General features: G+C 74.8%; 17 protein-coding genes and 2 pseudogenes. 11 read left to right on the top strand and 8 right to left on the bottom strand.

The features are described from left to right. Window positions 1-42 precede the first annotated feature (42 nt). Complete coding sequence (locus tag ACN268_RS19850) at window positions 43-1,221, top strand: MarP family serine protease (protein WP_088643850.1); 1,179 nt, start codon at window positions 43-45, stop codon at window positions 1,219-1,221. Window positions 1,222-1,280: 59 nt separating this feature from the next. On the opposite strand, the gene ACN268_RS19845 is transcribed toward ACN268_RS19850, so the two are convergent. From ACN268_RS19845 to eccCa, 4 genes are all read right to left on the bottom strand, one after another. Beyond that, the gene (locus ACN268_RS19845; protein ID WP_421484484.1) at window positions 1,281-2,006 is read right to left on the bottom strand and encodes a phosphatase PAP2 family protein; all 726 of its coding nucleotides are present in this window, start codon (window positions 2,004-2,006) and stop codon (window positions 1,281-1,283) included. A 29-nt stretch (window positions 2,007-2,035) separates the two neighbouring features. Next, window positions 2,036-2,824: a phosphatase PAP2 family protein gene (locus ACN268_RS19840; RefSeq protein ID WP_421484483.1), complete on the bottom strand. Its 789-nt coding sequence runs from the start codon at window positions 2,822-2,824 to the stop codon at window positions 2,036-2,038. Between the two features lie 41 nt (window positions 2,825-2,865). Next, a complete protein-coding gene (gene mycP, locus ACN268_RS19835) occupies window positions 2,866-4,221 on the bottom strand; it encodes a type VII secretion-associated serine protease mycosin (protein ID WP_421484482.1) in 1,356 nt (451 codons plus the stop codon). A gap of 75 nt (window positions 4,222-4,296) precedes the next feature. Next, window positions 4,297-8,280, bottom strand: coding sequence for a type VII secretion protein EccCa (gene eccCa, locus ACN268_RS19830; RefSeq protein WP_421484481.1), 3,984 nt, complete (start codon window positions 8,278-8,280; stop codon window positions 4,297-4,299). Window positions 8,281-8,382: 102 nt separating this feature from the next. Here eccCa and eccD point away from each other — a divergent pair, with 102 nt between their 5' ends. Further along, the gene (eccD, locus tag ACN268_RS19825) at window positions 8,383-9,783 is read left to right on the top strand and encodes a type VII secretion integral membrane protein EccD (RefSeq protein WP_421484480.1); all 1,401 of its coding nucleotides are present in this window, start codon (window positions 8,383-8,385) and stop codon (window positions 9,781-9,783) included. Between the two features lie 82 nt (window positions 9,784-9,865). On the opposite strand, the gene ACN268_RS19820 is transcribed toward eccD, so the two are convergent. Continuing rightward, window positions 9,866-10,372 (bottom strand): inorganic diphosphatase, encoded by a 507-nt coding sequence (locus ACN268_RS19820; protein ID WP_204927072.1) that lies wholly within the window; start codon window positions 10,370-10,372, stop codon window positions 9,866-9,868. A gap of 640 nt (window positions 10,373-11,012) precedes the next feature. On the opposite strand from ACN268_RS19820, the gene dacB reads away from it, so the two are divergent. The 5 genes and pseudogenes from dacB (at window position 11,013) to ACN268_RS19795 (ending at window position 16,948) form a co-directional block, all read left to right on the top strand. Then, window positions 11,013-12,440 (top strand): D-alanyl-D-alanine carboxypeptidase/D-alanyl-D-alanine endopeptidase, encoded by a 1,428-nt coding sequence (gene dacB, locus ACN268_RS19815; RefSeq protein WP_421486942.1) that lies wholly within the window; start codon window positions 11,013-11,015, stop codon window positions 12,438-12,440. A 127-nt stretch (window positions 12,441-12,567) separates the two neighbouring features. Further along, window positions 12,568-13,635: a zinc-dependent metalloprotease gene (locus tag ACN268_RS19810; RefSeq protein ID WP_204927074.1), complete on the top strand. Its 1,068-nt coding sequence runs from the start codon at window positions 12,568-12,570 to the stop codon at window positions 13,633-13,635. Between the two features lie 262 nt (window positions 13,636-13,897). Beyond that, a pseudogene (tilS, locus tag ACN268_RS19805) lies at window positions 13,898-14,638 on the top strand (tRNA lysidine(34) synthetase TilS); the annotation flags it as partial. Between the two features lie 186 nt (window positions 14,639-14,824). Further along, a pseudogene (locus ACN268_RS19800) lies at window positions 14,825-15,049 on the top strand (TilS substrate-binding domain-containing protein); the annotation flags it as partial. A gap of 270 nt (window positions 15,050-15,319) precedes the next feature. Further along, the gene (locus tag ACN268_RS19795; protein WP_421484479.1) at window positions 15,320-16,948 is read left to right on the top strand and encodes a gamma-glutamyltransferase family protein; all 1,629 of its coding nucleotides are present in this window, start codon (window positions 15,320-15,322) and stop codon (window positions 16,946-16,948) included. Window positions 16,949-16,988: 40 nt separating this feature from the next. On the opposite strand, the gene ACN268_RS19790 is transcribed toward ACN268_RS19795, so the two are convergent. After that, window positions 16,989-17,951: a GlxA family transcriptional regulator gene (locus tag ACN268_RS19790; protein ID WP_204927076.1), complete on the bottom strand. Its 963-nt coding sequence runs from the start codon at window positions 17,949-17,951 to the stop codon at window positions 16,989-16,991. A 150-nt stretch (window positions 17,952-18,101) separates the two neighbouring features. Here ACN268_RS19790 and ACN268_RS19785 point away from each other — a divergent pair, with 150 nt between their 5' ends. The 4 genes from ACN268_RS19785 to folE all read left to right on the top strand — a co-directional run bounded on the left by ACN268_RS19785 (window position 18,102) and on the right by folE (window position 22,217). Beyond that, a complete protein-coding gene (locus tag ACN268_RS19785) occupies window positions 18,102-18,239 on the top strand; it encodes a hypothetical protein (RefSeq protein ID WP_204927077.1) in 138 nt (45 codons plus the stop codon). Between the two features lie 99 nt (window positions 18,240-18,338). After that, window positions 18,339-18,914 carry a hypoxanthine phosphoribosyltransferase gene (gene hpt, locus ACN268_RS19780; protein WP_067302270.1) on the top strand — a complete coding sequence of 192 codons (576 nt, stop codon included), beginning with the start codon at window positions 18,339-18,341 and terminating at the stop codon, window positions 18,912-18,914. A gap of 598 nt (window positions 18,915-19,512) precedes the next feature. Further along, complete coding sequence (gene ftsH, locus ACN268_RS19775; RefSeq protein WP_145922108.1) at window positions 19,513-21,519, top strand: ATP-dependent zinc metalloprotease FtsH; 2,007 nt, start codon at window positions 19,513-19,515, stop codon at window positions 21,517-21,519. Window positions 21,520-21,554: 35 nt separating this feature from the next. Beyond that, window positions 21,555-22,217, top strand: a complete 663-nt coding sequence (gene folE / locus ACN268_RS19770) for a GTP cyclohydrolase I FolE (RefSeq protein ID WP_204927152.1) — start codon at window positions 21,555-21,557, stop codon at window positions 22,215-22,217. An 89-nt stretch (window positions 22,218-22,306) separates the two neighbouring features. On the opposite strand, the gene ACN268_RS19765 is transcribed toward folE, so the two are convergent. Beyond that, window positions 22,307-23,011, bottom strand: a complete 705-nt coding sequence (locus tag ACN268_RS19765; RefSeq protein ID WP_421484478.1) for a hypothetical protein — start codon at window positions 23,009-23,011, stop codon at window positions 22,307-22,309. A gap of 259 nt (window positions 23,012-23,270) precedes the next feature. Then, window positions 23,271-26,051 carry an FtsK/SpoIIIE domain-containing protein gene (locus tag ACN268_RS19760; protein WP_421484477.1) on the bottom strand — a complete coding sequence of 927 codons (2,781 nt, stop codon included), beginning with the start codon at window positions 26,049-26,051 and terminating at the stop codon, window positions 23,271-23,273. Window positions 26,052-26,224 lie beyond the last annotated feature (173 nt).

Below are 26,224 nucleotides of genomic sequence, written 5' to 3'. Positions count from 1 at the left end.
CCGCGACGCCGCACCGGTGTCCGGTGCACGTACCCTTGACCGGTGTCGGCCGTGGATCTCGTTCTGCTCCTGCTCATGCTCGTGTTCGCGATCAGCGGATACCGTCAGGGCTTCGTCATCGGGGCGCTGTCGTTCTCCGGGTTCTTCCTGGGCGCGCTCATCGGCCTCCAGCTCGGGCCGATGCTGGCCCGCCAGTTCATCGACAGCGGGACGCGGGTGCTGGTCAGCCTGGTCGCCGTCTTCGGGCTCGCCGTCCTCGGTCAGGCGCTGGCCGGCTGGCTCGGCTCCCACCTGCGCCGCACGATCACCAACGACGTCGCCAAGCGGGCCGACGACATCGGCGGCGCGTTCGTCTCGATCCTCGCGGTGATGCTGGTGGCCTGGCTGGTCGCCGTGCCGCTGGGTTCCTCGTCGCTGCCCTGGCTGGCCGCCTCGGTCAAGAACAGCGCGTTGCTGACCGTGGTGGACCGGGTCCTGCCCGACCAGGCCCAGGAGCTGTCCACGGCGCTGCGCGACACCGTCGACACCAACGGCTTCCCCGACGTCTTCAACGGGCTGGGGCGTACCTCGGCCCGGCAGGTCGCCCCGCCGGACCCGGCGCTGGCCGGCTCGCAGGTGGTGGCGAACAGCCAGCGGGCGGTGGTGAAGGTGCTCGGGTCCGCGCCGAGCTGCTCGCGCCGGATCGAGGGGTCCGGCTTCGTCTACGCCGACGACCGGGTGATGACCAACGCGCACGTCGTCGCCGGCACCCGCTCCGTCGCCGTCGAGCTGCGCGGCGAACGGTACGACGGCGTGGTCGTCGTCTACGACCCGGACCGCGACCTCGCCGTGCTGCACGTGCCAGGGCTGCCCGGTCCGTCCCTGCGCTTCGCCGCCGGGCAGGCCGGCAGCGGCGCGGACGCGATCGTGCTGGGCTTCCCGCTCGACGGCCCGTACGACGCCCGTCCGGCCCGCATCCGCGACGTCGACCGGATCGAGGGCCCGGACATCTACAACGCCAGCAAGGTCAACCGGGAGATCTACACCATCCGGGCGCTGGTCCGCAGCGGGAACTCCGGCGGGCCGCTGGTCTCCTCCAACGGGCTGGTGCTCGGGGTGATCTTCGCGGCGGCGGCGGACGACCCGAACACCGGCTTCGCGGTGACCGCCGAGGAGGCCCGGCCGGTGGCGCTCGCGGGCGCGGAGCGTACCCGGGGCGTGGGCACCGGCGACTGCACCTGAGCCCCCGGACGTGCCCCGACCGGCCGGGGCCGGGGCGCCGTCTCCCCGGCGCGGCGGGGTCAGCCGCCGGCCGGCGCGGTGGCCGGGGCGTCACCGCCGGCCGGGGTGAGGCCGGGCAGCTTGGCCCGACCCCAGGTCAACGACCTGTCGAGCACCGCCCGCGCCATGATCGCCACGCAGGTGCCGCCGTTGACGAAGGACGCCACCACGTCGCTCGGGTGGTGCATCCCCCGGTACATCCGGGTCAGCGCCACCCCGACCGGGACCAGCACCAGCAGCGTCCACCAGGTGACCTTGCCGGCGGTGCTGCGGGCCCGCAGCGCCAACAGCAGCGCGACACCGACATAGAGGGCGACCGCCGCCGAGGTGTGACCGGACGGGAAACTCGACGTCGGCGGGGACACGTCCATGTGCTCCACCGCCGGCCGACGCCTGTCGATCGCCATCGTGGTGAGCAGGAAGACCAGCGCCTGGGCGGACACCGCCGCACACAGGAACAGCGGCTCCCGCCAGCGGTGCAGCACCAGCCGCAGCACCAGCGCCACCAGCACGGTGACCACCACGATCAACTGGGTGCTGGCCAGCGTGCTGAACACCAGCGAGACGTCGTTCCACCCGGCCGTCCGGTCGGCCGCCAGTTCGCGGTTGACCGCGTCCTCCACGGTGAACGGCCAGACGTCGTCGAGGACCCGGGTCACCAGCAGCCCGAGCAGGACCATGAACGAGAGCAGCAGGGTCACCGGAAGGAGCACCCGCTTGGCGACCTGCGCAGCGATGGCGGACATGGCCGCCCAGTACCCGCAGCGCAGGACCGCTACGCGTGCGGGTCGGTCTGCTCCGGCGCCACCCCGTCGACCATGGCCCGGCCACCCGGCAACCCGACCCGCTCCCGCCAGGTGCGGAACGCCGCCGCGGTGGCCGCCACCACCGCCACCCCCAGCAGGCAGCCGGCGAGCACGTCGCTGGCCCAGTGCACGCCCAGCGCCACCCGGCTCAGGCAGGTCACCCCGACCAGCAGCACGGCCACCGTCCACAGCGCCACCCGCGTCGCCGGACGGCCCCGGGCGAACGGCAGGAACACCAGCAGCAGCACCCCCGCCGCGAGGGTCGCGTTCAGCGCGTGCCCGGACGGGAAGGAGTACCCGGCGGCCCGCGCCACCGGATCGAGCAGCTCCGGGCGGTCCCGGCCGACGAGCAGCTTCAGCACCGCCCCCAGCGCCCCGCCGACGACCATCGTGGTGACCACCCAGAGCGCCAGCCGGCGGGCCCCGCGACGCCACAGCCACACCACCACGACCAGCGCGGCCACCCGCAGCGGCCCCGGCGAGGCCAGGTGCGTCCACACCTTCATCACCCGCACCCACAGCGGATGGTCGGCGGCGAACCGGTGCAGGGCGTCGGTGACCGCGGTGTCCAGGTCGTGCAGCGGCGGCCAGGCACCGACCACCAGCACCGCCAGCAGCGAGAACGGCACCAGCACCAGGAACGCCGCCACCGACGCCAGGGTCAACCGCAACCCGAGCGAACGGTCCCGGTCCAGACGACGGTCCCGCCAGGACCGGCCCGACGGGGATACGGAGGTACGCCGACCGGAGGCACTCATGCGACCTGCTCTACCCACCCGGACCCTCGATCAGGCCCGGTTCAGCGGCCCCGCAGCCGGAACCGGCGGACCATCATCGCGAACCCGGTGACCAGGGCCGCCACGACGGCGACACCCGTCCACAGCCGACGGGGGGCGTCCTCGTCGGCGCCACCGGCCGGCTGTGCCGTCCACCGGGTCTGCTGGCGGGGCGCGGTGAACCCGAGCGGGTCGCTGCCGGTGCCACCATCGCGGGCGTCCTCGGCGGAGCCGGGGGCCGGCCCGAACCCGACCACCCCGGGGGAGTCGTTGTCGTCCAGCGGGTTGTAGCCGATCAGCGGCACGTCGGCGGTGAGCGCGGCCACCGGGTCGACCAGACCGTACCCGAAACGGTCGTCCCGGCCGACGGGCCCGATGTCCTTCGCGGTGCTCAGCAGCCGGTTCACCACGTCCCCGGCGGACATGTCCGGGTAGCGGGCGCGGACCAGGGCGGCGGTCGCCGTCACCAGCGGCGCGGCGAAGCTGGTGCCCTGCACGCCCCAGTAGTTGCTCGGCGGGCGGGCCCCGACCAGGCCGGTCGCCGGTGCGGTCAACGTGGTGGCGTGACCGGTGATCGAACCGGACCAGAGGTTCTCGCTGTCGCGTTCCAGACCGGCCACCGCGATCACGCCCGGCTCCCGGGCCGGGTACCAGACCTTCGAGGTGGTGGACGTGGCGACGTTGCCGGTGCAGGCCACCACCACCACGTCCCGGGCGAACGCGTAGTCCAGCGCGGCGGCCAGGGCCGGGCTGTCGCCGCTGCCGCCCAGGGACAGGTTGATCACCCGGGCGCCGTTGTCGACCGCCCAGCGCACCCCCTTGGCGACGATCATCGCGTCGTCGTACCGGTTCTCGTCGTCGAGCACCCGCACGGGCAGGATGCGCGCGTCCGGTGCGAGCCCGACCACGCCCCGCCGGTCGTCGCCCCGCCCGGCGATCAGGCTGGCCACCGTCGTGCCGTGCCCCACCGGGTCCGGCTCCGCACCGCCGCCGGGGGAGACCAGGTCCATGCCGGGCAGCACCTGGCCGACCAGGTCGGGATGGTTGCCGTCCACCCCGGAGTCGATCACCGCCACCGTGACGCCACGCCCGGTCGAGGTACGCCAGGCGGTGGCCGCGTTCAACTCGTCGAGCTGGAACTGGTCGTCGCGGACCCGGTCGGCACGCGCCTGGGCCGGGGCGAAGTCGGGCTCGGCCAGCGGACTGCCGGCCCGCGTCCCGACCAGGGTGGACGACGACGGGGGCGCGGCGGGGGCGGGAGACGGGGCCGTGCCGAGCACGGTGACGGTGGTCGCCGCGACACCGAGCAGCGCCCGCCCGGCGAACCGGTGCAGCGCCGTCGGAGAGCCCTGCCGAACCCTGGTCACATCGTCAGCCATTCGTCACGTGGGACACATGCTGCTCGGAGATTACCGGTTCCGGCCGCCGACACGGCACGTTCCGGCACACCCGGATCACGGTGGCGGGAGATGAGCCAGTTGAACGAGGCGGACCCCCTCGCGTCGGGTGACCAGTCGACCACGCCCCGCCGGCAGCGGGCCGGGACGGACCGCCCCGACGAGCGGCCCCTCGTCGGGGCTGCCGCTCATCACCAGCCCGGCGGTGGACAACTCCCGCAGCCGCTGCACGACCGGCTCGTACTGGGACCGGCCCGCGCCACCGCAACGGCGGGCCAGCACCAGGTGCAGGCCGACGTCGCGGGCCTGGGGCAGGTGCTCCTCCAGCCCGCGCAACGGGTTCGCCGGACCGCTGGCCACCAGGTCGTAGTCGTCGACCAGGATGAACAACTCGGGACCGGACCACCAGGAACGGTCCCGCAACTGGGCCGGGGTGACCTCCGGCCCGGGCAGCCGGCCGCGCATGTAGCCGGCGACCGACTCGATCAGCTCGGTGGTGTGCGCCGCCGCCGTGCCGTACCCGATCAGATGGTCGGTCTCGACCGTGCCGAGCAGGCTGCGCCGGTAGTCGACCAGGATCACCCGGGCCTGCTCCGGGGTGAACCGCTCGACGATCGAGGTGGCCAGCGCCCGCAGGAACGACGACTTGCCGCACTCGGCGTCGCCGAAGACCACGAAGTGCGGCTCGGTGGCGAAGTCGAGCAGCACCGGACGCAGGTCCGCCTCGGCGATCCCCACCGGGAACGCCAGCCCGGCACCGGCGGTGGTGTCCAGGTCGGCGTAGGGCAGCACCGGGGGGAGCAGCCGCACCCGGGGGGCGGGCGGCCCCGACCAGGCCCCCGCGACCGCCTTGACCAGATCCGCCGTGTCCCCGCCGGTGAACTGCGGCAGGGCGGTGAGGAGGTGCAGGCTCTGCGCGGTGATCCCCCGCCCCGGCTGCTCCGGCACACCGGCCGCCGCCACCCGCTTCACCACCGAGTCGGACGGGTCACCCAGACGCAGCTCCAACCGGGACCCGAACAGGTCCCGGATGCCGGGCCGGAAATCCAGCCAGCGCACCGCACTCGCCACCACGTGCACCCCGTACGACAGGCCCCGGGTCGCCAGGTCGGTGATCAGGGGTTCCAGGTCGTCGTACTCGCCGCGCAGGGTGGCCCAGCCGTCGACGACGAGGAACACGTCACCGAACGGGTCGACGGGGGGCTGACCGGCGACGGCCAGCTCCCGCCGCCGCCTGCGCCACGCCGCCATCGACTCCACGCCCAGCTCGGTGAAGCGGCGTTCCCGCTCGGCGAGCAGGGTGGCGATCTCCCCGACCGTACGCCGGACCACCGTCGGGTCGGCCCGGCCGGCGACCCCGCCCACGTGCGGCAGTTCGCGCAGCGCGGTCAACCCGCCGCCGCCGAAGTCCAGGCAGTAGACCTGCGCCTCGGCCGGCGTGTGGGTGAGCGCCAGCGCGCAGACCAGCGTCCGCAACGCGTGCGACTTGCCGCTCTGCGGCGCGCCGACCACGGCCACGTGCCCGGCCGCCCCGCCCAGCGCCAACCACAGCACGTCGCGGCGCTGCTCGTACGGCTTGTCGACCACCGCCACCGGCACCTGGAGGCCGCCGTGCAGCTCCGGGTTGGCGAAGCCCAGACCCCGGTCGGGGTCGACGCCGGGCGGGCCGAGCAGCTCGTCGAGGGTGGGCGCCCGGTCCAGCGGCGGCAGCCACACCTGGTGCGCCGGCGGCCCCTGCCCGGCCAACCGGCCGACAAGCGTGTCGAGCAGGCTCCCCGCCTCGTCCTCGACGACCGGCGGGGTGACCGGGGCGGCCGGCTCGGGCACCGGCACCAGATGGGTGGAGAAGGTGAGCAGCCGGGCCGCTCCACCGGCCCCGCCCCCGGCCGGGCCGCCGTGGCGCCGCAGTGGACCGGAGACGTACGCGGCCCGGAACCGGACCAGCGGGTCGGTGCCGGCGCGCAGGTAGCCGTGCCCGGGGGAGCGGGGCAGCTCGTGCGCGTCCGGCACGCCGAGCACCGTGCGGGACTCCAGCGCCGAGAAGGTCCGCAACCCGATCCGGTACGACAGGTGGGTGTCGAGCCCGCGCAGCCGCCCCTCCTCCAGCCGCTGGCTGGCCAGCAGCAGGTGCACGCCGAGTGACCGGCCCAGCCGGCCGATCTGCACGAACAGGTCGATGAAGTCGGGCTTGGCGGACAGCAGCTCGGAGAACTCGTCGCAGACCAGCAGCAGCGACGGCAGCGGGGCCAGTGGCGCGCCGGCCGTCCGGGCCCGCTCGTAGTCGCGCAGGCTGGCGAAGTTGCCGGCCCGGCGCAGCAGCTCCTGGCGGCGCATCAGCTCACCGTTGATGGCGTCCACCATCCGGTCGACAAGCGGCAGCGCGTCGACCAGGTTGGTGATCACGGCGGCGGTGTGCGGCAGCCGGTCGAACGAGGCGAAGGTGGCCCCGCCCTTGAAGTCGACCAGGACGAAGTTGAGCTGCTCCGAGCTGTGCGTGGCGGCCAACGCCAGGACCAGGGTGCGCAGCAGCTCCGACTTGCCGGAACCGGTCGCGCCGATCAGCAGCCCGTGCGGGCCCATCCCGTCCTGCGCCGACTCCTTGAGGTCCAGCTCGACCGCGCCGCCGTCCGGGCCGACCCCGATCGGCACCCGCAGCCGGTCCCGGGGCGAGCGGGGCAGCCAGCCCTGGTCGGCGGTGAACCCCTCCGGGTCGCCCAGCCCGAGCAGCTCGGGCAGGCCGGGTTCGGCCCCGGGGACGGCCTCGGTGCCCCGGGCGACGGCGGCGAGCCGCAGCGGGGCGAGCCGCCGGGCGACCGCCTCCGCGTCGACCACGTCCAGCCGGTCGGCGGTGCCCACCTCGGCGTGCCCCTCGGCCGACCAGGAGTGCAGCCGTCCGGCGCGGACCTCCAGCAGCAGGGCGAACCGGTCCAGCAGGCGCGGCGCCGGGGTGTCCAGGTCGAGCACGGTCACCGCGTCGATGCCGCCGTCGCCGGTCAGTTCGGTGGCGTCGGTCAGGTCACCGCCGTCGAGGAGCACCACCACGTGTGGGCCGTCGGTGGCCGGTCCGGCCGGGCTGAACCGGGACCGGCTGGCCAGCACGTCGCCGAGGAGCCGTTCCAGGTCGACGGCGGAGCTGGTGACCAGCCGGACGGGGCCCAGCGCGTCGACCCTGCTCGGGTGGTGGGCGTGCGGCAGCCACTTCACCCACTCCCAGTGCCGACGCCGTTCCGGGCCGGCGCAGACGGCGACGAGCAGCTCGTCGGGGGCGTGGAAGACGGCGAGCTGGACGAGCATCGCGCGGGCCAGCGCCTGCGCGTCGGGCGATCCGGTGCCGCTCTCCGCCGTACCCCCGCCCGGCCCGGTCGCGCCACCCGACTGCTGCCCGCCCCGGACGAAGACCCGGGCGAAGCTGCGCAGCGACAGCGCCACCGGCAGGTCCGGCACCACCGAGTACGCGTCGAGGAAGCGCCGCAGCGCCCCCGCCGTCATCGGCTCCAGCTCCTCCAGCGGTCGGGTGACCGGCGGCACCAGCGGGGTGGCCAGCGTCTGCGGACCGACGGCGACCCGCACCACGCCGAAGTCCGGGTCGCCGGGACGGCGTTCCCAGACCCGGTGACTGTCCACCGTCGACCAGAGCCGCTCCGGGTCGGGATGCCGGTAGTACAGCCCGGCCCGCTGCTGCCGGGCGGTCTGCCGGACCCGTCGCCGCAGGGTGGTCAGGTGCCGCAGGTACTCCCGGCGGGCGGCCATCATCTCCGACTTGCGCGGGCTGCCCGAGGCGCTGCCCCAGGAGGTCATCAGCATCGCCACCGAGGAGAGCCCGAACATCCCGCCCACCACGTACGAGTAGGCGCCGCCACCGCGACCGAACATCATCGCCATCGCCACCGTGCCGCCCAGCATCGGCAGCACCATCAGCGCCTGCTGCCAGCGCCCGCCGGTGACCACCGGGATCTCCGGCGGACCCGCCACGGGCAGCTCGCCGACCGGGATCTCCGGGGCGGGCCGACGCGGTGGCCGCCTGATGACGACAGTGGACAAATCCACCTCCCTGTGGCGCTCGGTAACCCGAACCTGGCTCATCGTAGGTAAAGTGCGCGTCGTCCGTCAGCCGCCACCGCCTATCGATATGGAGTCCAGTCGATGACCATCGGGCTGGCCAGGGTCACCATCAGCGCGCCGGGGCGACGCGTCGACGTGGCCCTGCCGGAGCAGGTCCCCCTGGCCGAGCTGCTGCCCGAGGTGCTCCGGCACGCCGGGGAGGGGCTGGCCGACGACGGCGAGCGGCACGGCGGCTGGGTGCTGCGGCGTACCGACGGGGCGGTGCTGGTGACCGCGCAGCCGCTGCTGCCGCAGGGGGTACGCGACGGCGAGGTGCTGCACCTGGTGCCCGCCCACGACCAGTGGCCCGAACTGGAGTACGACGACGTGGTCGAGGCCATCGCCGACGGCGCGCGTCGCCGGGGGGCGGCCTGGTCACCGGCGACGACCCGGGCGGCCGTGCTGGCCGGTGCGGGCGTCCCGCTCGCCGTGGGGCTGCTCGCCGTGCTGGCCGCCGGGCCGGGACAGCCCGCCGCCTGGCCCGCCGCGGGCGCGGTGGCGCTGCTGCTCACCCTCGCCGGCACCACCGCCTCCCGGGCGTGGGGTGACGGCCCCACCGGAGCCACCCTCGGTGGCTACGCCCTGCCGTACGCCGCCGCGTCGGGCGCGCTCGCGGTCAGCTCGGGCGACCCGGTGGGAGTGTTGCGGCCACTGCCCTGGCTCGGCGCGCCCGAGCTGCTCGCCGGTGCGGTGGCGCTGCTCCTGGCCGCCGTGCTGGGCCTGCTCGGCGTCGCCACCCGGCTGCGGGTCTTCGTGGCCGGCGCGACGGCCGGCGCGGTGGGCGCGCTCGCCGGTCTGGGCGGGCTGCTGCTCGACCCGGCCGGCACCGCCGCCGTGCTGCTCTGCGTGCTGGTCTTCGTCCTCGGGGCGCTGCCGCTGCTGGCGATCCGGCTGGGCAAGGTGCCGCTGCCACCGATCACCCTGCCCGACGGCCCGACGGGTGGCCCGGACGGCGTACGGGACCTGCCGGACCGGGCCCGGGTGCACGCGGCGGTGGCCCGCAGCGAGGAGATGCTGACCGGGATGCTGCTCGGGCACGCGGTCGCGGTGGTGGCCGCCGCGCTGGTGCTCGCCGCCGACGGTGGGCTCGCCGGGCGGGTGCTGGTGGCCGTCGGCGCGGGCGTGCTGCTGCTGCGGTCCCGGCTGTTCGTGGCCGTCCGGCACCGGGTGCCCCCGGTCACGGCCGGGCTGGCCGGGTTCGCGGTGCTCGGGGCGGTGCTCGCCGGCCGGCCCGGTGTCCCCGGGCTGCTGGCGTTGGCCGGGGGCGGGCTGGTCGTCGCCCTGCTCGCGGTCGCCGCCGGTACGACGTACGCCCGGCGGCCGGTCTCGCCGTACCTCGGTCGGACGGCCGACCTGACCGACACCGCGCTGGTGGTGGCGGTGGTCCCGGTGGCCTGCGCGGTGCTGGACCTCTACGACGCGGCCCGGGGCCTGCTGGGTTGACCGCCGCCGACCGGGACCTGCGGCCGGTCGGGCGACGACGAAGGCCCGGACCGTCAGGTCCGGGCCGCTCGCGGGAAGCCGGTCAGTGCGCGGTGCCGCCCTGCGCCTCGGCGTCCCGGGCTCGCTGGTAGGACGCCAGCACCTCGGCCTCGGCCTCGACCCGGCCGACCCAGGTCGCACCCTCGACCGACTTGCCCGGTTCGAGATCCTTGTAGACCTCGAAGAAGTGCTGGATCTCCAGCCTGTCGAACTCGCCCAGGTGGTGGATGTCGCGCAGGTGCTCCTGACGCGGGTCCTCGTAGGGGACGCAGAGGACCTTGTCGTCGCCGCCCTTCTCGTCGGTCATCCGGAACATGCCGATGGTGCGGCAGCGGATCAGGCAACCAGGGAAGGTCGGCTCGGGGACCAGCACCAACGCGTCCAGCGGGTCGCCGTCCTCGCCGAGGGTGCCCTCGATGAAGCCGTAGTCGGCCGGGTACTGGGTCGACGTGAACAGGGTGCGGTCCAGCCGGATCCGGCCCGTCGCGTGGTCCACCTCGTACTTGTTTCGGTGACCCTTCGGGATCTCAACCGTGACGTCGAAATCCATCTCCCACGCTCCCTCGTCTGCCCACGCTGGCTGAACGGAACCACTGACGTCCCGGTACGGATGAATGGCCACCCGTCGGCTCCGGACGCCGCATAGTCTTCGGACCGAAGTAGTGTCACCCAGGCGAGTTCGGCGGCGGGAGGAGGGGGTCGTGGGGAGGGAAGATTCACACTACCGCCCGGAGGGGGTTGACGGGCGGGGATCGGGCCGGTCCGTGACCGGCGGTGCCACCGGTCGGGTCTCGGTGCCCGACGCGAACGTCCCCCGTCGCCCCGAGTCGACGCCCGAACCGCCGGTCACCGGTGGGTCCGACGGGCACCCGCCACCGCCGACCTGGCGTCCACCGTCGGCGACCGAGGGCCGGCCGGCCGTCGGGTCCGCCCCGGTGTCGCCCCCGTTCCCCCCGTCCGGCGCCGCGCCGGCCGCTCCGGCGTCTGCCGCTCCGGCGCCTGCGGCGTCTACCGCTCCGGCGGCCGGCTCCGCCTCGGTCCCCCCGCACCGGGGCTCGGCCCCGGTCGCCACCCACCCGGTCGTGGCGTCGCCGCCGGCCCGTCCGGAGCCGTCGGCCCGTCCCGGCTCCGCGCCGCCGGACGGTGGCCCGCCGCCGCCCGCCGGTCCACCGCGTCGGCGTCGGCGGTGGGTGCCGGCGCTGCTGGTCGTCGTGCTGCTGGTGGGTCTCGCCGGAGCGGCGGCGGTGCTCCGGCCGGGTCCGGTCGCCGGCTGGCTGGGCGGGGCGGACAGCACCCCGTCGCCCGCCGCGCGGCCGCCCGAGCCCGACCCGTCCCCGGTGCTCGCCGGCCCCGACAGCACCGCACCGGAGCCGACCGCCGCCGGGGTACGCGCCGCGGTGGAGCCGCTGACCACCGCCGCCGCCCTGGGCAGCCGGGTCAACGTGTCGGTGGCCGACGTGGTCACCGGCGAGTCCCTGTACGCCAAGGGCGGCGACGACGCCACCGTGCCGGCCTCGGTCACCAAGCTCGCCACCGGGGTGACCGTGCTGAAGGCGCGGGGCCCCGGGCACCGGATCGCCACCCGGGCGGTGGCCGGAGCGAGCCCGGGCGAGGTGGTGCTGGTCGGCGGCGGCGACCCGACGCTGGCCGTGGACAAGAACGGCTTCTACCCCGGCGCGGCCCGCCTCGACGCGCTCGCCGCCCAGGTCAAGCAGGCCCTCGGCGGCACCGCCCCGACCCGGGTGGTGGTCGACTCCACGCTCTTCCCCGGCCCGGTCCACGGTCCCGGCTGGGACGCGGACATCCCGACCGGCGGATTCGGCGCGTCGATCACCGCACTGATGACCGACGGCGCGCGCCGGGACCCGGTGGGGGCGCGGAAGAACTTCGCCGACAGCCACGGTGCGGCCACCCGGTACGCCGAGCCCGACCTGGCCGCCGGCCGCTCCTTCGCCCGGCTGCTCGGCCTACCCCAGGGCGGGGTGGTCCGGGGAACCGCCCCGGCGGCCGGTGGCGCGACGGCGGACGGCACGCCCGCGCCCGGCACCGAACTGGGCAAGGTCGAGTCGTTGCCGATGGTCCGGCTGGTCGACATCATGATCACCGACAGCGACAACGTGATCGCCGAGGCCCTGGCCCGCCAGGTCGCCCTGGCCCGCAACCAGCAGGCGTCCTTCGCCGGTGGCGCGGCGGCGATGGACGAGGTGATCGGCGAGCTGGGACTGCCGGCCGACGAGATCAGCCTCGCCGACGGCAGCGGGCTGTCCCGCAGCAACCGGATCAGCCCGTCGCTGCTCACCGACCTGATCGCGGTGGCCGGCAACGGCACCCACCCGGAGTTGACCGCGATCTTCGGCGGTCTCCCGGTGGCCGCCTGGTCGGGCACCCTCGGCACCCGCTACGAGTCGACGGAGACCGCCGCCGGAGCCGGCGTGGTCCGGGCCAAGACCGGCACCCTGACCGGGGTGCACGCCATCGCCGGCCTGGTCACCACCCGCGACGGCCGGCTGCTCACCTTCGCGGTGCTCACCGACCGGGCCCCGGCCGGCGACCCGGAGGTCACCCGGGCGGCACTGGACCGGATCGCCGGCGCGCTGGCCGGCTGCGGCTGCCGTTGAGCGGCGGCACCCGACCTGCCCCGGCGGGCGCGGACCGCCCGGGCCGGTGGGACGCGTCGGCCCGGCCGCCGGTGGCCCGGACGCGGGCAACCGGCCGGGGTGTCGCGGCGCGGGTACGGTGGGTGGCATGGCGCAGTTCGTGGACTGGGATCTGGCCGCCGCCACCGCTGGGGCGCTGAGCAAGTCGGGCCCCCGCGTGTCGTACGCGGAGGCGACCGGGGTGGTCGGCGATCTGCGCCGGCTCACCGACGAGGCGGCCGGGCACGTCGCCGACTACACGGGGCTGCGTCCGCAGGTCAGCCATCCGCCGGTGCGGGTGGTGGACCGGCGCGACTGGGCGGCCACCAACATCGCCGGCCTGCGGGAGGTGATCACGCCCCTGGTCAGCCGGCTCTCCGGCGACAAGCCGCCCGGCGCGCTCACCGAGGCGGTCGGCTCCCGGCTCACCGGGGTGCAGGCCGGCACCGTGCTGGCCTACCTCTCCGGCCGGGTGCTCGGCCAGTACGAGGTCTTCTCGGCCGATCCGGGGCAGCTGCTGCTGGTCGCGCCGAACATCGTCGAGGTGGAACGCAAGCTCGGGGCCGACCCGCGCGACTTCCGGCTCTGGGTGTGCCTGCACGAGGTCACCCACCGCACCCAGTTCACCGCCGTGCCGTGGATGCGGGCGTACTTCCTCGGTGAGGTGCAGGCGTTCGTGGACGCCTCGCAGGGCACCGAGCACCTGGTCGAGCGGCTGCGCCGGGGGGTGTCCACCCTCTCCGACGCGGTCCGCGACCCGGACAGCCGCACCAGCGTGCTGGACATCGTGCAGACCCCGGCGCAGCGGGCCGTGCTGGACCGGCTCACCGCGCTGATGACGCTGCTCGAGGGGCACGCCGAGTTCGTGATGGACGGCGTCGGCCCGCAGGTCATCCCCAGCGTGGAGCGGATCCGGGCGGGCTTCAACCGCCGCCGTGAGACGGGCAACCCGCTGGAGAAGGCGATCCGCCGGCTGCTCGGCGTGGACGTCAAGATGCGCCAGTACGCCGAGGGCCGCAAGTTCGTGCACGGCGTGGTCGAGCAGGTCGGCATGCCCGGCTTCAACAAGATCTTCGGTTCGCCGCTGACCCTGCCTCGGCTCGACGAGCTGGGCGACCCGGCCGCCTGGGTGGCCCGGGTGCACGGACCGGCCGGCGCCACCCCGACCGCCGGCTGACCCGGTGGCCGGCCGGCCCAGCCCCGCCGACCCGGTGACCGGGCCGCCCCCTGCCGCCCCGTCGACCGGTCCCGCCGTGGAGAAACCGGCCGGGCCCGCACCCCGTTCCGCCCACCCGACCGGGGCCGGACCGCAGATCGCCGACCCGGCCGAGGCCGGACCCCGGATCGCCGACCTGCCGGTCGGGCGCCGCACCGCCGAGCCGGCCGCAGTCGGGCGGCGCGGTGCCGGTGTCTCTCCCGGGCCGTCGCCCGCCCCGGCGGTGGCCGCCGTCCGGGTCGCGGTCCGTCGGGCGCTGGCCGGGCTGCCTCCCGCCGGGCCGGTGCTGGTGGCCTGCTCGGGCGGGGCGGACTCGCTGGCTCTCGCCGCCGCCACCGCCTTCGTGGCGTCCCGGCTCGGCCGACCGGCCGGTCTGGTGACGGTCGACCACGGGTTGCAGGACGGGTCGGCCGAGCGGGCCGCCGCCGTCGCCGAGTGGGCCGGGCGGGTCGGTTTCGATCCGGTCGAGGCGGTGCCGGTGACGGTGGCCGGCCGGCCGGGTGGCCCCGAGGCGGCAGCCCGGCAGGCCCGCTACCAGGCGTTGACGGCGGCGGCCCGGCGGCACCGTGCGGTCGCCGTCCTGCTCGGGCACACCCGCGACGACCAGGCCGAGACGGTGCTGTTGGCGCTCGCCCGGGGGGCCGGCCCGCGCGGACTGGCCGGGATGCCCGCCCGACGGGAACTCGCCGGGGTGCCGCTGCTGCGTCCAATGCTCGACGTCACCCGGGCGCAGACCCGCGACGCGTGTGCGGCGCTGGGCCTGACCCCGTGGGAGGACCCGCACAACACCGACCCGTCGTACGCCCGGGCCCGGGTCCGGGCCGACGTGCTGCCGGCACTGGTCGCCGCGCTCGGCGAGGGGGTCCTGGACAACCTGGCCCGGACGGCCCGACTGCTCGCCGCCGACACCGCCGCGCTGGACGACCTGGCCGCCGCCGCCCTCGCCGCCCCGCACCGACCCGACAGTCCCCGGTCCGACGTGCCCCGGTCCGACGTGCCCCGGTCCGACGTGCCCCGGTCCGACGTGCCCCGGTCCGAAGGGCGCCTCCCTGACGGGTCGCGTACCGGCAAGGGCTCGTCCGACGAGTTGTCACCCGACGGGTGCTGGTCGGGCGGACCGCTGTTCGGCGGGCTCCGGGTGCGCGACGGTGGGGGGTTGTCCGTCGTGGCGCTGGCCGGGTTGCCGGGCGCGGTACGCAGCCGGGTGCTGCACGCCTGGGCGCGGGAGTTGGGGGCCCCGCCCGGTGCGCTCTCCCACCGTCACGTCGACGCGTTGGACGCGCTGATCACCGCGTGGCGTGGGCAGGGCGCGACGGCGTTGCCGGGCGGGGTACGCGTTTGTCGCCGGGGTGGTCGGCTGCTGCCCGTCGACTGAGTACGTATCGGCCGGGGCGGTCGGGGGCCGGGGCGGGGTGGGGTAGGTACGGGCAAGCGAAGATCAGATTGCGGTTTCGCGTATCCGGATCGGCGTGTCGTGTCTGTTTCCGCAATCCGATCATGAGGGACCTCGCTCGCTCGCAGAACGACAGCCCGGTGGGGTGGATCGGGCACCACCGGAGCGACGGTGCCGCGCCGGGCGCGGTGGGGGAGAGGCCCCGCAGGTCCAGGGGTGGGCGGGTTCATGGTGGTGCGGTAGACAGGGCTGATGGCGTACCCCCGCAGTGCCCTGTTCGCCCCGCACGGTGCCGTCTCGACCAGCCATCCGCTCGCGGCGGCGGCGGGCCTGGCCGTGCTGCGGCGCGGCGGCAACGCCGTCGACGCGGCGCTGGCGACCGCGATCACGTTGACCGTGGTGCAGCCGCCGTCCAACGACATCGGTGGTGACCTGTTCGCCATCGTCTGGGACGGGGACCGGCTGCACGGTCTCGCCGCCGCCGGGCGGTCACCGGCGGGGCTGACCCGGGAGGTGGTGCTGGCCGCCACCGGTGGGGCGGCGGCGGAACCGGTGGCGGCGCTGGGTGGCGCGCAGGCATCCGGCCCGGCGATGCCCGCCCGGGGCTGGCTGCCGGTGACGGTGCCCGGCGCGCCGGCCGGCTGGCGGGACCTGCACGACCGGTTCGGCGTGCTGCCCTTCGCCGACCTCTTCACCGACGCGGTCGGGTACGCCGAACACGGCCACCCGGTCTCCACCGGCACCGCCGCCACCTGGGCCCGGGCGCTGGCGCAGCCGGTGCCGACGGGTGCCGAGTTCACCGAGTTCGACCGGGTCTTCACGGTGGCCGGCCGGGCGCCCCGACCCGGCGAACGCTGGCGCAACCCGGCGGCGGCCCGGACGCTGCGGCTGATCGCCGCCACCGGCGCGGAGGACTTCTACCGGGGCGCGATCGCGGCGGCGCTGGACCGGCACGCCGCCCGTACCGGTGGCTTCCTCACCGCCGCCGACCTGGCCGCCCACACCTCGACCTGGGTCGACCCGGTCAGCGTCCGCTACCGGGGGCACGAGGTGTGGGAGCTGCCGCCGCCGGGGCAGGGGCTGGCGGCGCTGCAGGCGCTGGGCGTCCTGGACGGCCTCGACCCGGCCGCCGACCCGGTGGACCGGGTACACCGGCAGGTGGAGGCGGTCAAGCTCGGCTTCGCCGACGCGCACGCCCACGTGGCCGACCCGGAACGCGTCGACGTGCCGACCGCCGGCCTGCTCGACCCGGGCTACCTGGCGGCGCGGCGGGCGCTGCTCACCGACCGGGCCGCCGACCCGGTGGCCGGCACGCCCGAGCGGGGCGGCACCGTCTATCTCTGCACGGCCGACGCGGGCGGCCTGATGGTCAGCCTGATCCAGTCCACCTACCTGGGGTTCGGTTCCCGGGTGGTGCTGCCCGGACACGGCTTCGCCCTGCAGAACCGGGGCACCGGCTTCCGGCTCGACCCGGGTCACCCCAACCTGGTGGGGCCGGCCAAGCGGCCCTTCCACACGATCATCCCGGGTTTCCTGACCCGCGACGGCGCACCGGTCGGCCCGTTCGGGGTGATGGGCGGGCACATGCAGCCGCAGGGGCACCTCCAGCTGGTCGCCGCGACCGTCGACGACGGCCGTGATCCGCAGGCCGCCCTCGACGCCCCCCGCTGGTACTGGCACGCCGGCCGGACCCTGCTGGTCGAGCCGGCGCTGGCAGCGGAGCCCGGCCTGGTCGCGGGGCTGCGCGCCCGGGGCCACGAGGTCACCGTCGCCGACGAGCCGTCCGTCTTCGGGTACGGCCAGGCGCTGTGGCGGGACCCGGCCGGCGGCTGGGTGGTCGGCGCGGAGCCCCGGGTCGACGGCGCGGCGCTGGGCTACTGATCCTCGGCGCGTCGGCTGGCGACGGGCGGCCGTGGCGGGCTCAGGCGGTGGGGACCCGGTCGCGGAAGGTGGTGCGGTAGCCCTGCGGGGTGGTGCCGACCCGGCGGGCGAAGTGGTGACGCAGGGCGGCGGCGTCGGGGAAACCCGAGCGGCCGGCGACGCTCTCCACGCTCAGCCGGGTCTCCTCCAGCAGCCGGCGCGCCAGCAGCACCCGCTGGTTGGTCAGCCAGTCGTGCGGGGTGGTGCCGGTCTCGGCCCGGAACCGGCGGGCGAAGGTCCGTGGCGACATGCCGGCGCGGGCCGCCAGCTCGTCCACGGTGGTCGGCCGGTCCAGGTGCCCCACCAGCCAGCTCAGCACCGGTTCGAGGGTGGGCGCGTCGGGGGTGGCCGGGATCGGCGCCTCGACGTACTGGGACTGGCCGCCGTCGCGGTGCGGGGGGACCACCATCCGCCGGGCCAGCCGGGTGGCGGTGACCGAGCCGTGTTCCTGGCGCACCAGGTGCAGGCAGGCGTCGATGCCGGCTGCGGTGCCGGCGCTGGTCAGCACCGGCCCGTCGGCCACGTAGAGGCTGTTGCACCGGACCCGGGCCGAGGGGTGCCGGCGTTGCAGCTCGTCGGCGTACTTCCAGTGGGTGGTGCACTCGCGGCCGTCCAGCAGGCCGGCCGCGCCGAGCACGAACGCCGCCGAGCAGACGCTGAACACGTACGCCCCCCGGTCGGCGGCGCGGCGCAGCGCGGCCAGCACCGCCTCGGGCACCTCACCCCCCTGGGTGTACGCGGGCACGGCGACCAGGTCGGCGTCGTCGACCGGAGCGAGGTCGGCGTGCGGGGTGAGCCCGAACCCGGAGGCGGTACGGACCGGGTCGCCGTCGGCGGTGCAGACGGTGAACCGGTAGCCGGGAAAGTCGTCGTCGGTGCGGTCGGTGCCGAAGACCTCGGTGAGCACGCCCAGCTCGAAGACGGCCACCTGGTCCAACGCGATGACGGCCACCGATCGAATCATGTGACGAGGGTAACCGGAAACGTGGCAGGAAATCGAGGGTACCTGGCATGACTGCCACTGTCCCGGCCCGGACCGGGGGCGGAAACTGGGATGAGTCCGGTGCGCACCGGCGGCGAAAACCACCCAGATCGCGAGAAAGCGAGCGCCGCCATGCAGTTCCTGTTGTTCCTGCTCTTCCTCGCCGCGCTGACCGCCGCCTCGGCGTTCGGCCTCACCGCCGACACCCGCGACTCGGCCGACTGGAAGCCCACCGAGGAGGGCCGCCGCTGGCGGTCCCGTGCCTGCTGAGGTGATTGATTCCGTTGTGCCGGAAAACTCGGGGCGGGACCGCGCCAAAAGGGGCGGCCCCGCCGACGCGGGCCCTCCGGCGTACGGCAGGCTAGGAGCATGGCTGACGGCTCCTGGTACGACGCCGACATCGATCACGTGATCATCTCCGAGGCGCAGATCCGCGAGAAGACGGCGGAGCTGGCCAAGCAGGTCTCGGCGGACTACGCCGGGGTCACCGACGGACTGCTGCTCGTCTGCGTCCTCAAGGGCGCGGTCATGTTCATGGCCGACTTCGCCCGCGCACTGGGCCGGCAGGGCCCGCCCGTCGAGCTGGACTTCATGGCCATCTCCTCCTACGGCCAGGGCACCACCTCCTCCGGCGTGGTGCGCATCCTCAAGGACCTCGACCGGGACATCGCCGGCCGGCACGTCGTGGTGGTCGAGGACATCGTCGACTCCGGTCTGACCCTGTCCTGGCTGCTGCGCTACCTGGAGTCCCGGTCGGCCGCCAGCGTCGAGGTGGTGGCCCTGTTCCGCAAGCCCGACGCGGTGAAGGTCACGGTGCCGGTCAAGTACGTCGGCTTCGACATCCCCACCGAGTTCGTGGTCGGCTACGGCCTCGACTTCGGCGAGCGCTACCGCGAACTGCCCTACGTCGGGGTGCTCAAGCCCGAGGTCTACGCCCGCGCCTGAACTCCGCTCGTATCGGTAGTCATCGAGCAGACGTTCAGCGGGCTCCCAGGCAGTCCGACTACCGTGGGTACCGGTGGCGTGGGACATCTCCGCGCCCGGCACCCCGACCCGCGTGACCGGGCGGTCGACGGAGCCGGTGCGCACGTTCCCCGTCACGCCGGCTGAAACCCCGGTTCGCCGTACGCGTAACCGCAGGGCCCGCGAGCTGGCTCCCCGCGTGCGACGGGGCGGTGAGTGTGCCCGACTGCGGGGCTCGCGAGCTTGCTCCTCGCGTGCGGGAGGGCTACGAGTGTGCCCGACTGCGGGGCTCGCGAGCTTGCTCCTCGCGTGCGGGAGGGCTACGAGTGTGCCCGACTGCGGGGCTCGCGAGCTTGCTCCTCGCGTGCAGGAGGGCTACGAATGTGCCCGACTGCGGGGCTCGCAAGCTCGCTCCTCGCGTGCACGGTGTACCGTCGAATGACCGCGGTGCGGCAGTTCGCGCGCCTCGGGGTCGAGGCCGGCCCGCACGGCGGCTCGACGCCGCCCCCGGCGGCGACACCATTCAGACGGTCAGGACGTCGATCAGGAGGATGCGGGCGCCCCGGCGCTCGACAACAGTATGGAACGTACGCGTTTCTTCCGCCGACCGGTGGTCTGGATCATCCTGGTCATCCTCGGCGCCGTTGTGCTCAGTCAGCTGTTCACCGCTGGTCCCAGCTACCACCGGGTGGACACTTCCGTTGCGCTCGACCAACTGCACACCGCCAAGATCAACAAGGTCGTCTTCCAGGACAAGGAGCAGACGCTCCAGCTCAACCTGGCCGAGAAGACCAAGTTCGGTGACACCACGACCGACCGGATCGAGGCCCAGTTCCCCTACCAGGCCGGCGAGCAGGTCTGGAACGAGGTGCTGGAGGCCAAGGCGGCCAACCGGGTCACCGGCCCGGCCGACGCCAAGGTGTCGTCCGACAGCATCTGGGTGAGCCTGCTGGTCAACCTGCTGCCGATCGCGCTGCTCGTGCTCCTGCTGCTGTTCTTCATGTCGCAGATGCAGGGCGGCGGCTCCCGGGTGCTCAACTTCGGCAAGTCCAAGGCGAAGATGATCACCAAGGACACCCCGAAGACGACCTTCGCTGACGTCGCCGGGGCCGAGGAGGCGGTCGAGGAACTCCACGAGATCAAGGACTTCCTCCAGAACCCGGCGAAGTACCAGGCCCTGGGTGCCAAGATCCCGAAGGGCGTGCTGCTCTTCGGTCCACCCGGTACCGGTAAGACGCTGCTGGCCCGCGCCGTAGCCGGCGAGGCCGGGGTGCCGTTCTACTCGATCTCCGGCTCCGACTTCGTCGAGATGTTCGTCGGTGTCGGCGCGAGCCGGGTCCGGGACCTCTTCGAGCAGGCCAAGGCGAACGCCCCGGCGATCGTCTTCGTCGACGAGATCGACGCCGTCGGCCGGCACCGTGGCGCCGGCATGGGCGGCGGCCACGACGAGCGGGAGCAGACCCTCAACCAGCTGCTCGTCGAGATGGACGGCTTCGACACCAAGGGCGGGGTCATCCTGATCGCCGCCACCAACCGGCCGGACATCCTCGACCCGGCGCTGCTGCGGCCGGGCCGGTTCGACAGGCAGATCCCGGTCGACGCCCCCGACATGGAGGGCCGCAAGGCGATCCTGCGGGTGCACGCCAAGGGCAAGCCGTTCACGCCCGACGTCGACCTCGACGCGGTCGCCCGGCGTACCCCCGGTTTCTCCGGTGCCGACCTGGCCAACGTGATCAACGAGTCGGCGCTGCTGACCGCCCGCAAGGAACAGCGGGCGATCACCAACGACTCGCTGGAGGAGTCGATCGACCGGGTGATCGCCGGGCCGCAGCGCCGGACCCGGGTGATGAGCGACCAGGAGAAGAAGATCACCGCGTACCACGAGGGTGGGCACGCGCTGGTCGCCTGGGCGCTGCCGCACGCCGCGCCGGTGCACAAGGTGACCATCCTGTCCCGGGGACGCTCGCTGGGGCACACCCTGGTCCTGCCGACCGAGGACAAGTACACCCAGACGCGGGCCGAGATGATCGACACCCTGGCGTACGCCCTGGGCGGCCGGGCCGCCGAGGAACTCGTCTTCCACGAGCCCACCACCGGGGCCGGCAACGACATCGAGAAGGCCACCCAGTTGGCCCGCGCGATGATCACGCAGTACGGCATGAGCTCGAAGCTCGGCGCGATCAAGTACGGCACCAGCGGGGACGAGCCGTTCCTCGGCCGCAACATGGGCCACGAGCGGGACTACTCCGACTCGGTCGCCGCCGAGATCGACGGCGAGATGCGGGCCCTGATCGAACTGGCCCACGACGAGGCCTGGGAGATCCTGGTGGAATACCGGGACGTCCTGGACAACATGGTCCTGGAGCTGATGGAGAAGGAGACGCTCTCCACCGCCGACATGGCCCGGATCTGCTCCCGGGTGGTCAAGCGCCCGCCGATGGCCCCGTACAACGGCTTCGGCAAGCGCCTGCCCTCCACCGAGCCGCCGGTGCTCACCCCGGCCGAGAAGGAGAAGCTCAAGGCGCAGGCCACGGCCGACGGCATCTCCGTCGGCGGGGCCACGAACAACTCGGACGGTCTGCACTGAACACCGACGCCGCGGCCAGCCCTGACAACCCGGGGCTGGCCGCCTCGTCCACCGAGCCCGGCGACGAGACGTTGGACTACGTCGCCGCCCGGCTGATCAGCGGCAAGCTCAACGGTCGCCCGATCGAGGACACCATGGACCTCGGTCGGATCGAGAAGGCGGTCCGCGAGATCCTCATCGCGGTCGGCGAGGACCCCGACCGGGACGGCCTCCAGCAGACCCCGGCCCGGGTCGCCCGCGCGTACGCCGAACTCTTCGCCGGCCTGCGGGTCGACCCCTCCCAGGTGCTCAGCACCACCTTCGAGGCCAACCACGAGGAGTTGGTGCTCGTCCGGGACATCGACGTGATGAGCCTCTGCGAGCACCACCTGCTGCCGTTCCGGGGCAGCGCGCACATCGGCTACATCCCCGGCCCCGACGGCCGGATCACCGGCCTGTCCAAGCTGGCCCGGCTGGTCGAGGTCTTCGCCCGCCGCCCGCAGGTTCAGGAGCGGCTGACCTCGCAGATCGCCGACCTGCTGATGAGCAAGCTGCAACCGCGTGGCGTCATCGTGATACTGGACTGCGAGCACATGTGCATGGCGATGCGCGGCATCCAGAAGTCCGGTGCCAAGACCATCACCTCGGCCGTGCGGGGCGTGCTCCAGCACGACGCGAAGTCCCGCGCCGAGGCGATGTCGCTGATCATTCCCCGCTGAGCCGCTGAGCCGCTGAGCCGCTGAGCCGCTGACCCGCTGACCCGCTGACCCGCTGACCCGCTGACCCGCGACGCGTGGGGCGGCACCGGTCAACCGGCCAGCAGCGCCAGCGTGATTCCGGCGGCGGTCACCACCGCCGGGATCAGGCAGGTCAGCAAGCCCAGCCGGGGCGTACGGTCCCACCGGCCGTCCGGCCCCGGCGGGAACAGCCGGCCCACCCCCACCCAGCCCGCCGCGAACGCCGCCGCCGGCATCGGCAGACCCACCAGCAGCGCCGCCACGACCACCGGCCCGGTGCCGAGGGTCACCAGGAGCAGCAGCTGCACCAGGGGCACGACCAGCGCCAGCGGACCGTACACCAGCAGGTTGCGCAACCGGGGCGGCCAGCCCGCAGGGCGCAGCGAACCGCGCGCCGCCAGCGCCGCGTCGGCACCCTCCGCCCAGCCCTGCGCCTTGCGCAAGCCTGCCAGCACCGCCGCCGGGCCACCCACCATCGCCCGGGTCGCCTCGGCCAGTTCCGGTGGCGTCGGGGTCAGCGAGATCGCCGGTACGCCCAGCTCGCGCAGCCGGGCCTGCTGCGGCGTCAGGCGGGCGCGCACCTCGGTCAACTCGGCGCGCGCCGCCTCCACCGCCCGGGCCTGTGCCGCTGCGGCCGTCGCCGCGCCCCGGCGTACCCCGTCGAGCTGACGGGCGGCGGCCAGGTAGTCGGTCCAGGCGGCGGCCACCGACGGGGTCGGCTCGCCCCCGGCCCGCTGCCGGACCGGGGCCACCGTCACGGCGTCGTCGATGCTCACGGCCGAGGCTCCTCGCAGCTCGTCACGCCCGGTCCTCCTCGCGGTCGGTCACCTGCGGTCCTCCCGAGGGTCGGTCCCGCAAGCCGCACGTCGCGGCCGGAGCCGCGTGGCCGTCCTGCCCGGCCGGCTCCGCGCGGGCCGCCCTCGGGGCCGCTCGTGCCGGCCCCGTCGTGGACGGTCTGCGCGCGGACCCCGTCGTGGATGGTCTCCGCGCATGTCCCGTTGTGGGCGGTCTCCGCGCGGGCCCCGCCATGGCCGATCATGCCGGGTCCGCCTCGTCGGCGAACGGCACCAGGACCGTGCCCCGGTCGTCGGTGCTGTCCCAGAGGACCACCCGGGCCGGCCGGGGACGCCACTGCACCGGATGCCCGAAGAGCGAGGCGAGCTGCGCACCCGGCACGTCGACCGTCGCGACCGCGGCCAGCTTCCCGACCTCGCCGTCGGGCTCCACCAACCCGGCCAGCGGCGGTACCGTCCGCCACCAGCCCAGCAGGTGGCGACCCGCCGGCGGGCCCTCCCGCAGCAGCGCACGCAGCCGGTCCGGCGGCAGCTCCTCCGTCGAGGGTACGTCCACCCCGAACACCACCAGGTAGGTCGGACCGGAACCCGGGACTCCGGCCAGCAACCCCGGCCCGTCCACCGTCGACACCCGGTGGCGCTCACCCAACTCGGCGGCGAGCGCGGCGGCCAGCGGCGCGGACCCCTCGGCCAGCGGCGCGAGCACGAACTCCGCGCCGCCCGGCGGATGGTGCGCGGCGGTGCTGCGCGCGGCCGTCGCCAGCAGCGTCGCCGCCGCCGGACCCGGCCCGAGGACAGCCAGGTTGCGGCCGGCCACCGGGCCCAGCGGCACCGCCACGGTCGTCCGGGCCACGTCGACCGCCCGGCCCAGCAGCGCCGCCGGCGCCCCGCACCGGCCGGCAACGGCGGCGCGCATCCGGGGGTCGTTGCCCAGCAACGGCCGGGCCCAACCCGCGAACACCACAGGCGGTACGGCATCCTCCGGCCGTGCCGCGAACAGCCGGTGCCGCAGCTCCTCGACCACCTCCGGAGCGTCGTGCGGGTCGGGGAACCGGACCAGCCGCTCGTGCCCACGCGTCGCGCCACGTGGGCCGCCCAGACCACCGGCGGTGTTGACCACGGCACTGCCCACCGCCAGACCGGCGGCGGCGTCGTTGGTCGGCATCAGCACCGCACTGCCGCCGGCAAGCGCCACCCGCACCGGGAACTGCCCCAGCACCGAGTCCCGGGGTGCCGCTCCCGCGCCGACGCCGAGGTCACCCGCGCCGGCCAGCACCAGGTGCACGCCGTACCCGCGACCCGACCTGGCCAGCCCGTCCAGGCGGGCCAGCACCTCGGCGGCCACCGGTTCCCGGTCCGACAGCAGCAGCGGAAAGTTGTCGATGACACAGACGACGCGCGGCAGCACCTGATGGTCACGCAGCTCGGCGAAACGATGGCCGCCGATCCGCGCCGCCACCTCCTCCCGGCGGTGGATCTCCGCCGCCAACTGGTCGAAGAGGTCCCGAACGTACTCCGGGTCGGCGGCCATCCCCGCCGCGCGGACCTGAGGCACCCACGACCTGTCCCGCCGGGTCTGGAGGAACTCCACGAACGACTCCCCGGCACCCAGGTCCACCAGGTACAGGGCCAGCTCGTCCGGGCCGTAACGGGCGGCCAAGCCGAGCAGCGTGTTGGTCAGGAAGGCCGCCCGGTCCGCATCCGACCGACCGCTGACCAACCAGTGCGGGGTCAACTCGGTGAAACCCACGGTGACCGGCCGGCCGCCGGCGTCGCCCACCGTGGTGGACAGGCCGTCGACCGAGGAGGACGCCCAGAGTGACGCGTCCCCGGGCGGCAGCAGTTCGGCGAGGCCCAACCGGGAGCCCGCCTCGATCTGGTCGGCCAGCCGACGACAGACGGCGTCGATCAGCTCCGCGCCGGGGTCCTCGTCGACGAGGACGGGACAGTTCAGACCACCCGGCGCATCGGTGCCCGGCCCGCTGTACGGGCTGCCCGGCGGATCACCCAGCAGCGCGTACGAGGTGCGCAGCCGTACCGGGGTGGCCTGTGGCAACGGCGGCCGGGCCGCCGGCCAGCCGGCGACCACCAGGTGCAGCCCGGCACCCCGGCCCCGTTCGGCGAGCGCCACGATCCGGTCCAGGTCACTCGACGCCGTCGACCCGGGCAGCCCGGCGATCACCAGCAGCAGCGTCCGGTCGTGTCGGCGGGGTCGGCCGGCCCCCGGGGAGACCCACTGCTCGGCCTCGGCGAGCACCGCCCTCAGCCCGGCCACGTCCGTCGCCGCAGGCGGGAACAGTCCGGCGTCGGCCAGCGCGGTGAACGGGGCGAAGACGGCCCCGTTCCGGGGGTTCGTCGTCCCACTGTGCTGCGGTGCGGTGCTCGCGTCGGCGGCGACGTTCTGGGGGGCGGCCCCTGTGGTGCGGGCTCTGCTGATGTCGGATCGCCCGGCACGGGCTTGTTCCGCGCCAGCCTTGCTGGTGCTGGTGCTGGTGCTGGTGCCGACGGTGGCCGGGCTGGCGGTGGCGTCGGCGGTGCCGGGTCGGGTGCCGGTGCTTGCGGTGCCCGCTGTGGAGCTGCCGTCGACGCCACGGACCAGGAGGCACCCCGCCGGAGTGGCCGCCAGCAGACGCAGCAACACGGCCCGGACGAGACCCGCCACCCGGGTGTCACGCACGTCCACGTCGAGGGTCAGGTGCGCCGAGCCGAGCAGCGGCACCAGCGCCGGGAAGCGCGCATCCTCCAGCGGGGCCCCCGTCCCGATCCGGACGAAGGGCGGATGCCCCTCACCACACGGCGTGTGCACCGACAGGTCCGTCAAGGCGTCCCCGGCCCAGCCCGGGGCGAGGAGGGTGGCGGCGTGCCGCAGCCGGTCCGCCAGCTCGTACTGGCGGCGTTGGTCGGCGGGGGCGGGACGGATCTCGTCGAGGACCGTAGCGGCAGCGGCGACGGTCGCGGCGGCCCGGCGGTGCAGGGCTGCGGCGCGGTTCGTGCGAGCCTTCGGACCGGCCACCGCGTCCACCCCTCTTTCCGAGGTGCTCCACCCCGCTGTTCGCGACGGGAAGCCTCCCCGACTGCAGACCGTATCCCAGCCCCGGCCACTCCTCCGGGAAGCGCGGCGGCGATGCGCCGGGCTTGTCGCACATCGCGGTGAACTCTCACCTCCCGGGGTCGTCCTGTCACGATCCGCAGCCT

Origin of the sequence: Micromonospora sp. WMMD735 (assembly GCF_049178995.1) — a bacterium.
In the GTDB taxonomy this organism is placed as follows: domain Bacteria; phylum Actinomycetota; class Actinomycetes; order Mycobacteriales; family Micromonosporaceae; genus Micromonospora; species Micromonospora wenchangensis.
Note: the sequence above shows the minus strand (reverse complement) of the source record. Positions and strands in the feature narration are given on the sequence as shown.

Excerpts from the sequence above, each read along its gene's own strand:
- ACN268_RS19845 (WP_421484484.1), bottom strand. The coding sequence starts at position 2,006 with ATGTCCGCCATCGCTGCGCAGGTCGCCAAGCGGGTGCTCCTTCCGGTG.
- ACN268_RS19790 (WP_204927076.1), bottom strand. The coding sequence starts at position 17,951 with ATGATTCGATCGGTGGCCGTCATCGCGTTGGACCAGGTGGCCGTCTTC.
- eccD (WP_421484480.1), top strand. The coding sequence starts at position 8,383 with ATGACCATCGGGCTGGCCAGGGTCACCATCAGCGCGCCGGGGCGACGC.
- ftsH (WP_145922108.1), top strand. The coding sequence starts at position 19,513 with ATGGAACGTACGCGTTTCTTCCGCCGACCGGTGGTCTGGATCATCCTG.
- ACN268_RS19810 (WP_204927074.1), top strand. The coding sequence starts at position 12,568 with ATGGCGCAGTTCGTGGACTGGGATCTGGCCGCCGCCACCGCTGGGGCG.
- mycP (WP_421484482.1), bottom strand. The coding sequence starts at position 4,221 with ATGGCTGACGATGTGACCAGGGTTCGGCAGGGCTCTCCGACGGCGCTG.
- ACN268_RS19785 (WP_204927077.1), top strand. The coding sequence starts at position 18,102 with ATGCAGTTCCTGTTGTTCCTGCTCTTCCTCGCCGCGCTGACCGCCGCC.
- ACN268_RS19820 (WP_204927072.1), bottom strand. The coding sequence starts at position 10,372 with ATGGATTTCGACGTCACGGTTGAGATCCCGAAGGGTCACCGAAACAAG.
- hpt (WP_067302270.1), top strand. The coding sequence starts at position 18,339 with ATGGCTGACGGCTCCTGGTACGACGCCGACATCGATCACGTGATCATC.
- ACN268_RS19795 (WP_421484479.1), top strand. The coding sequence starts at position 15,320 with ATGGCGTACCCCCGCAGTGCCCTGTTCGCCCCGCACGGTGCCGTCTCG.
- ACN268_RS19840 (WP_421484483.1), bottom strand. The coding sequence starts at position 2,824 with ATGAGTGCCTCCGGTCGGCGTACCTCCGTATCCCCGTCGGGCCGGTCC.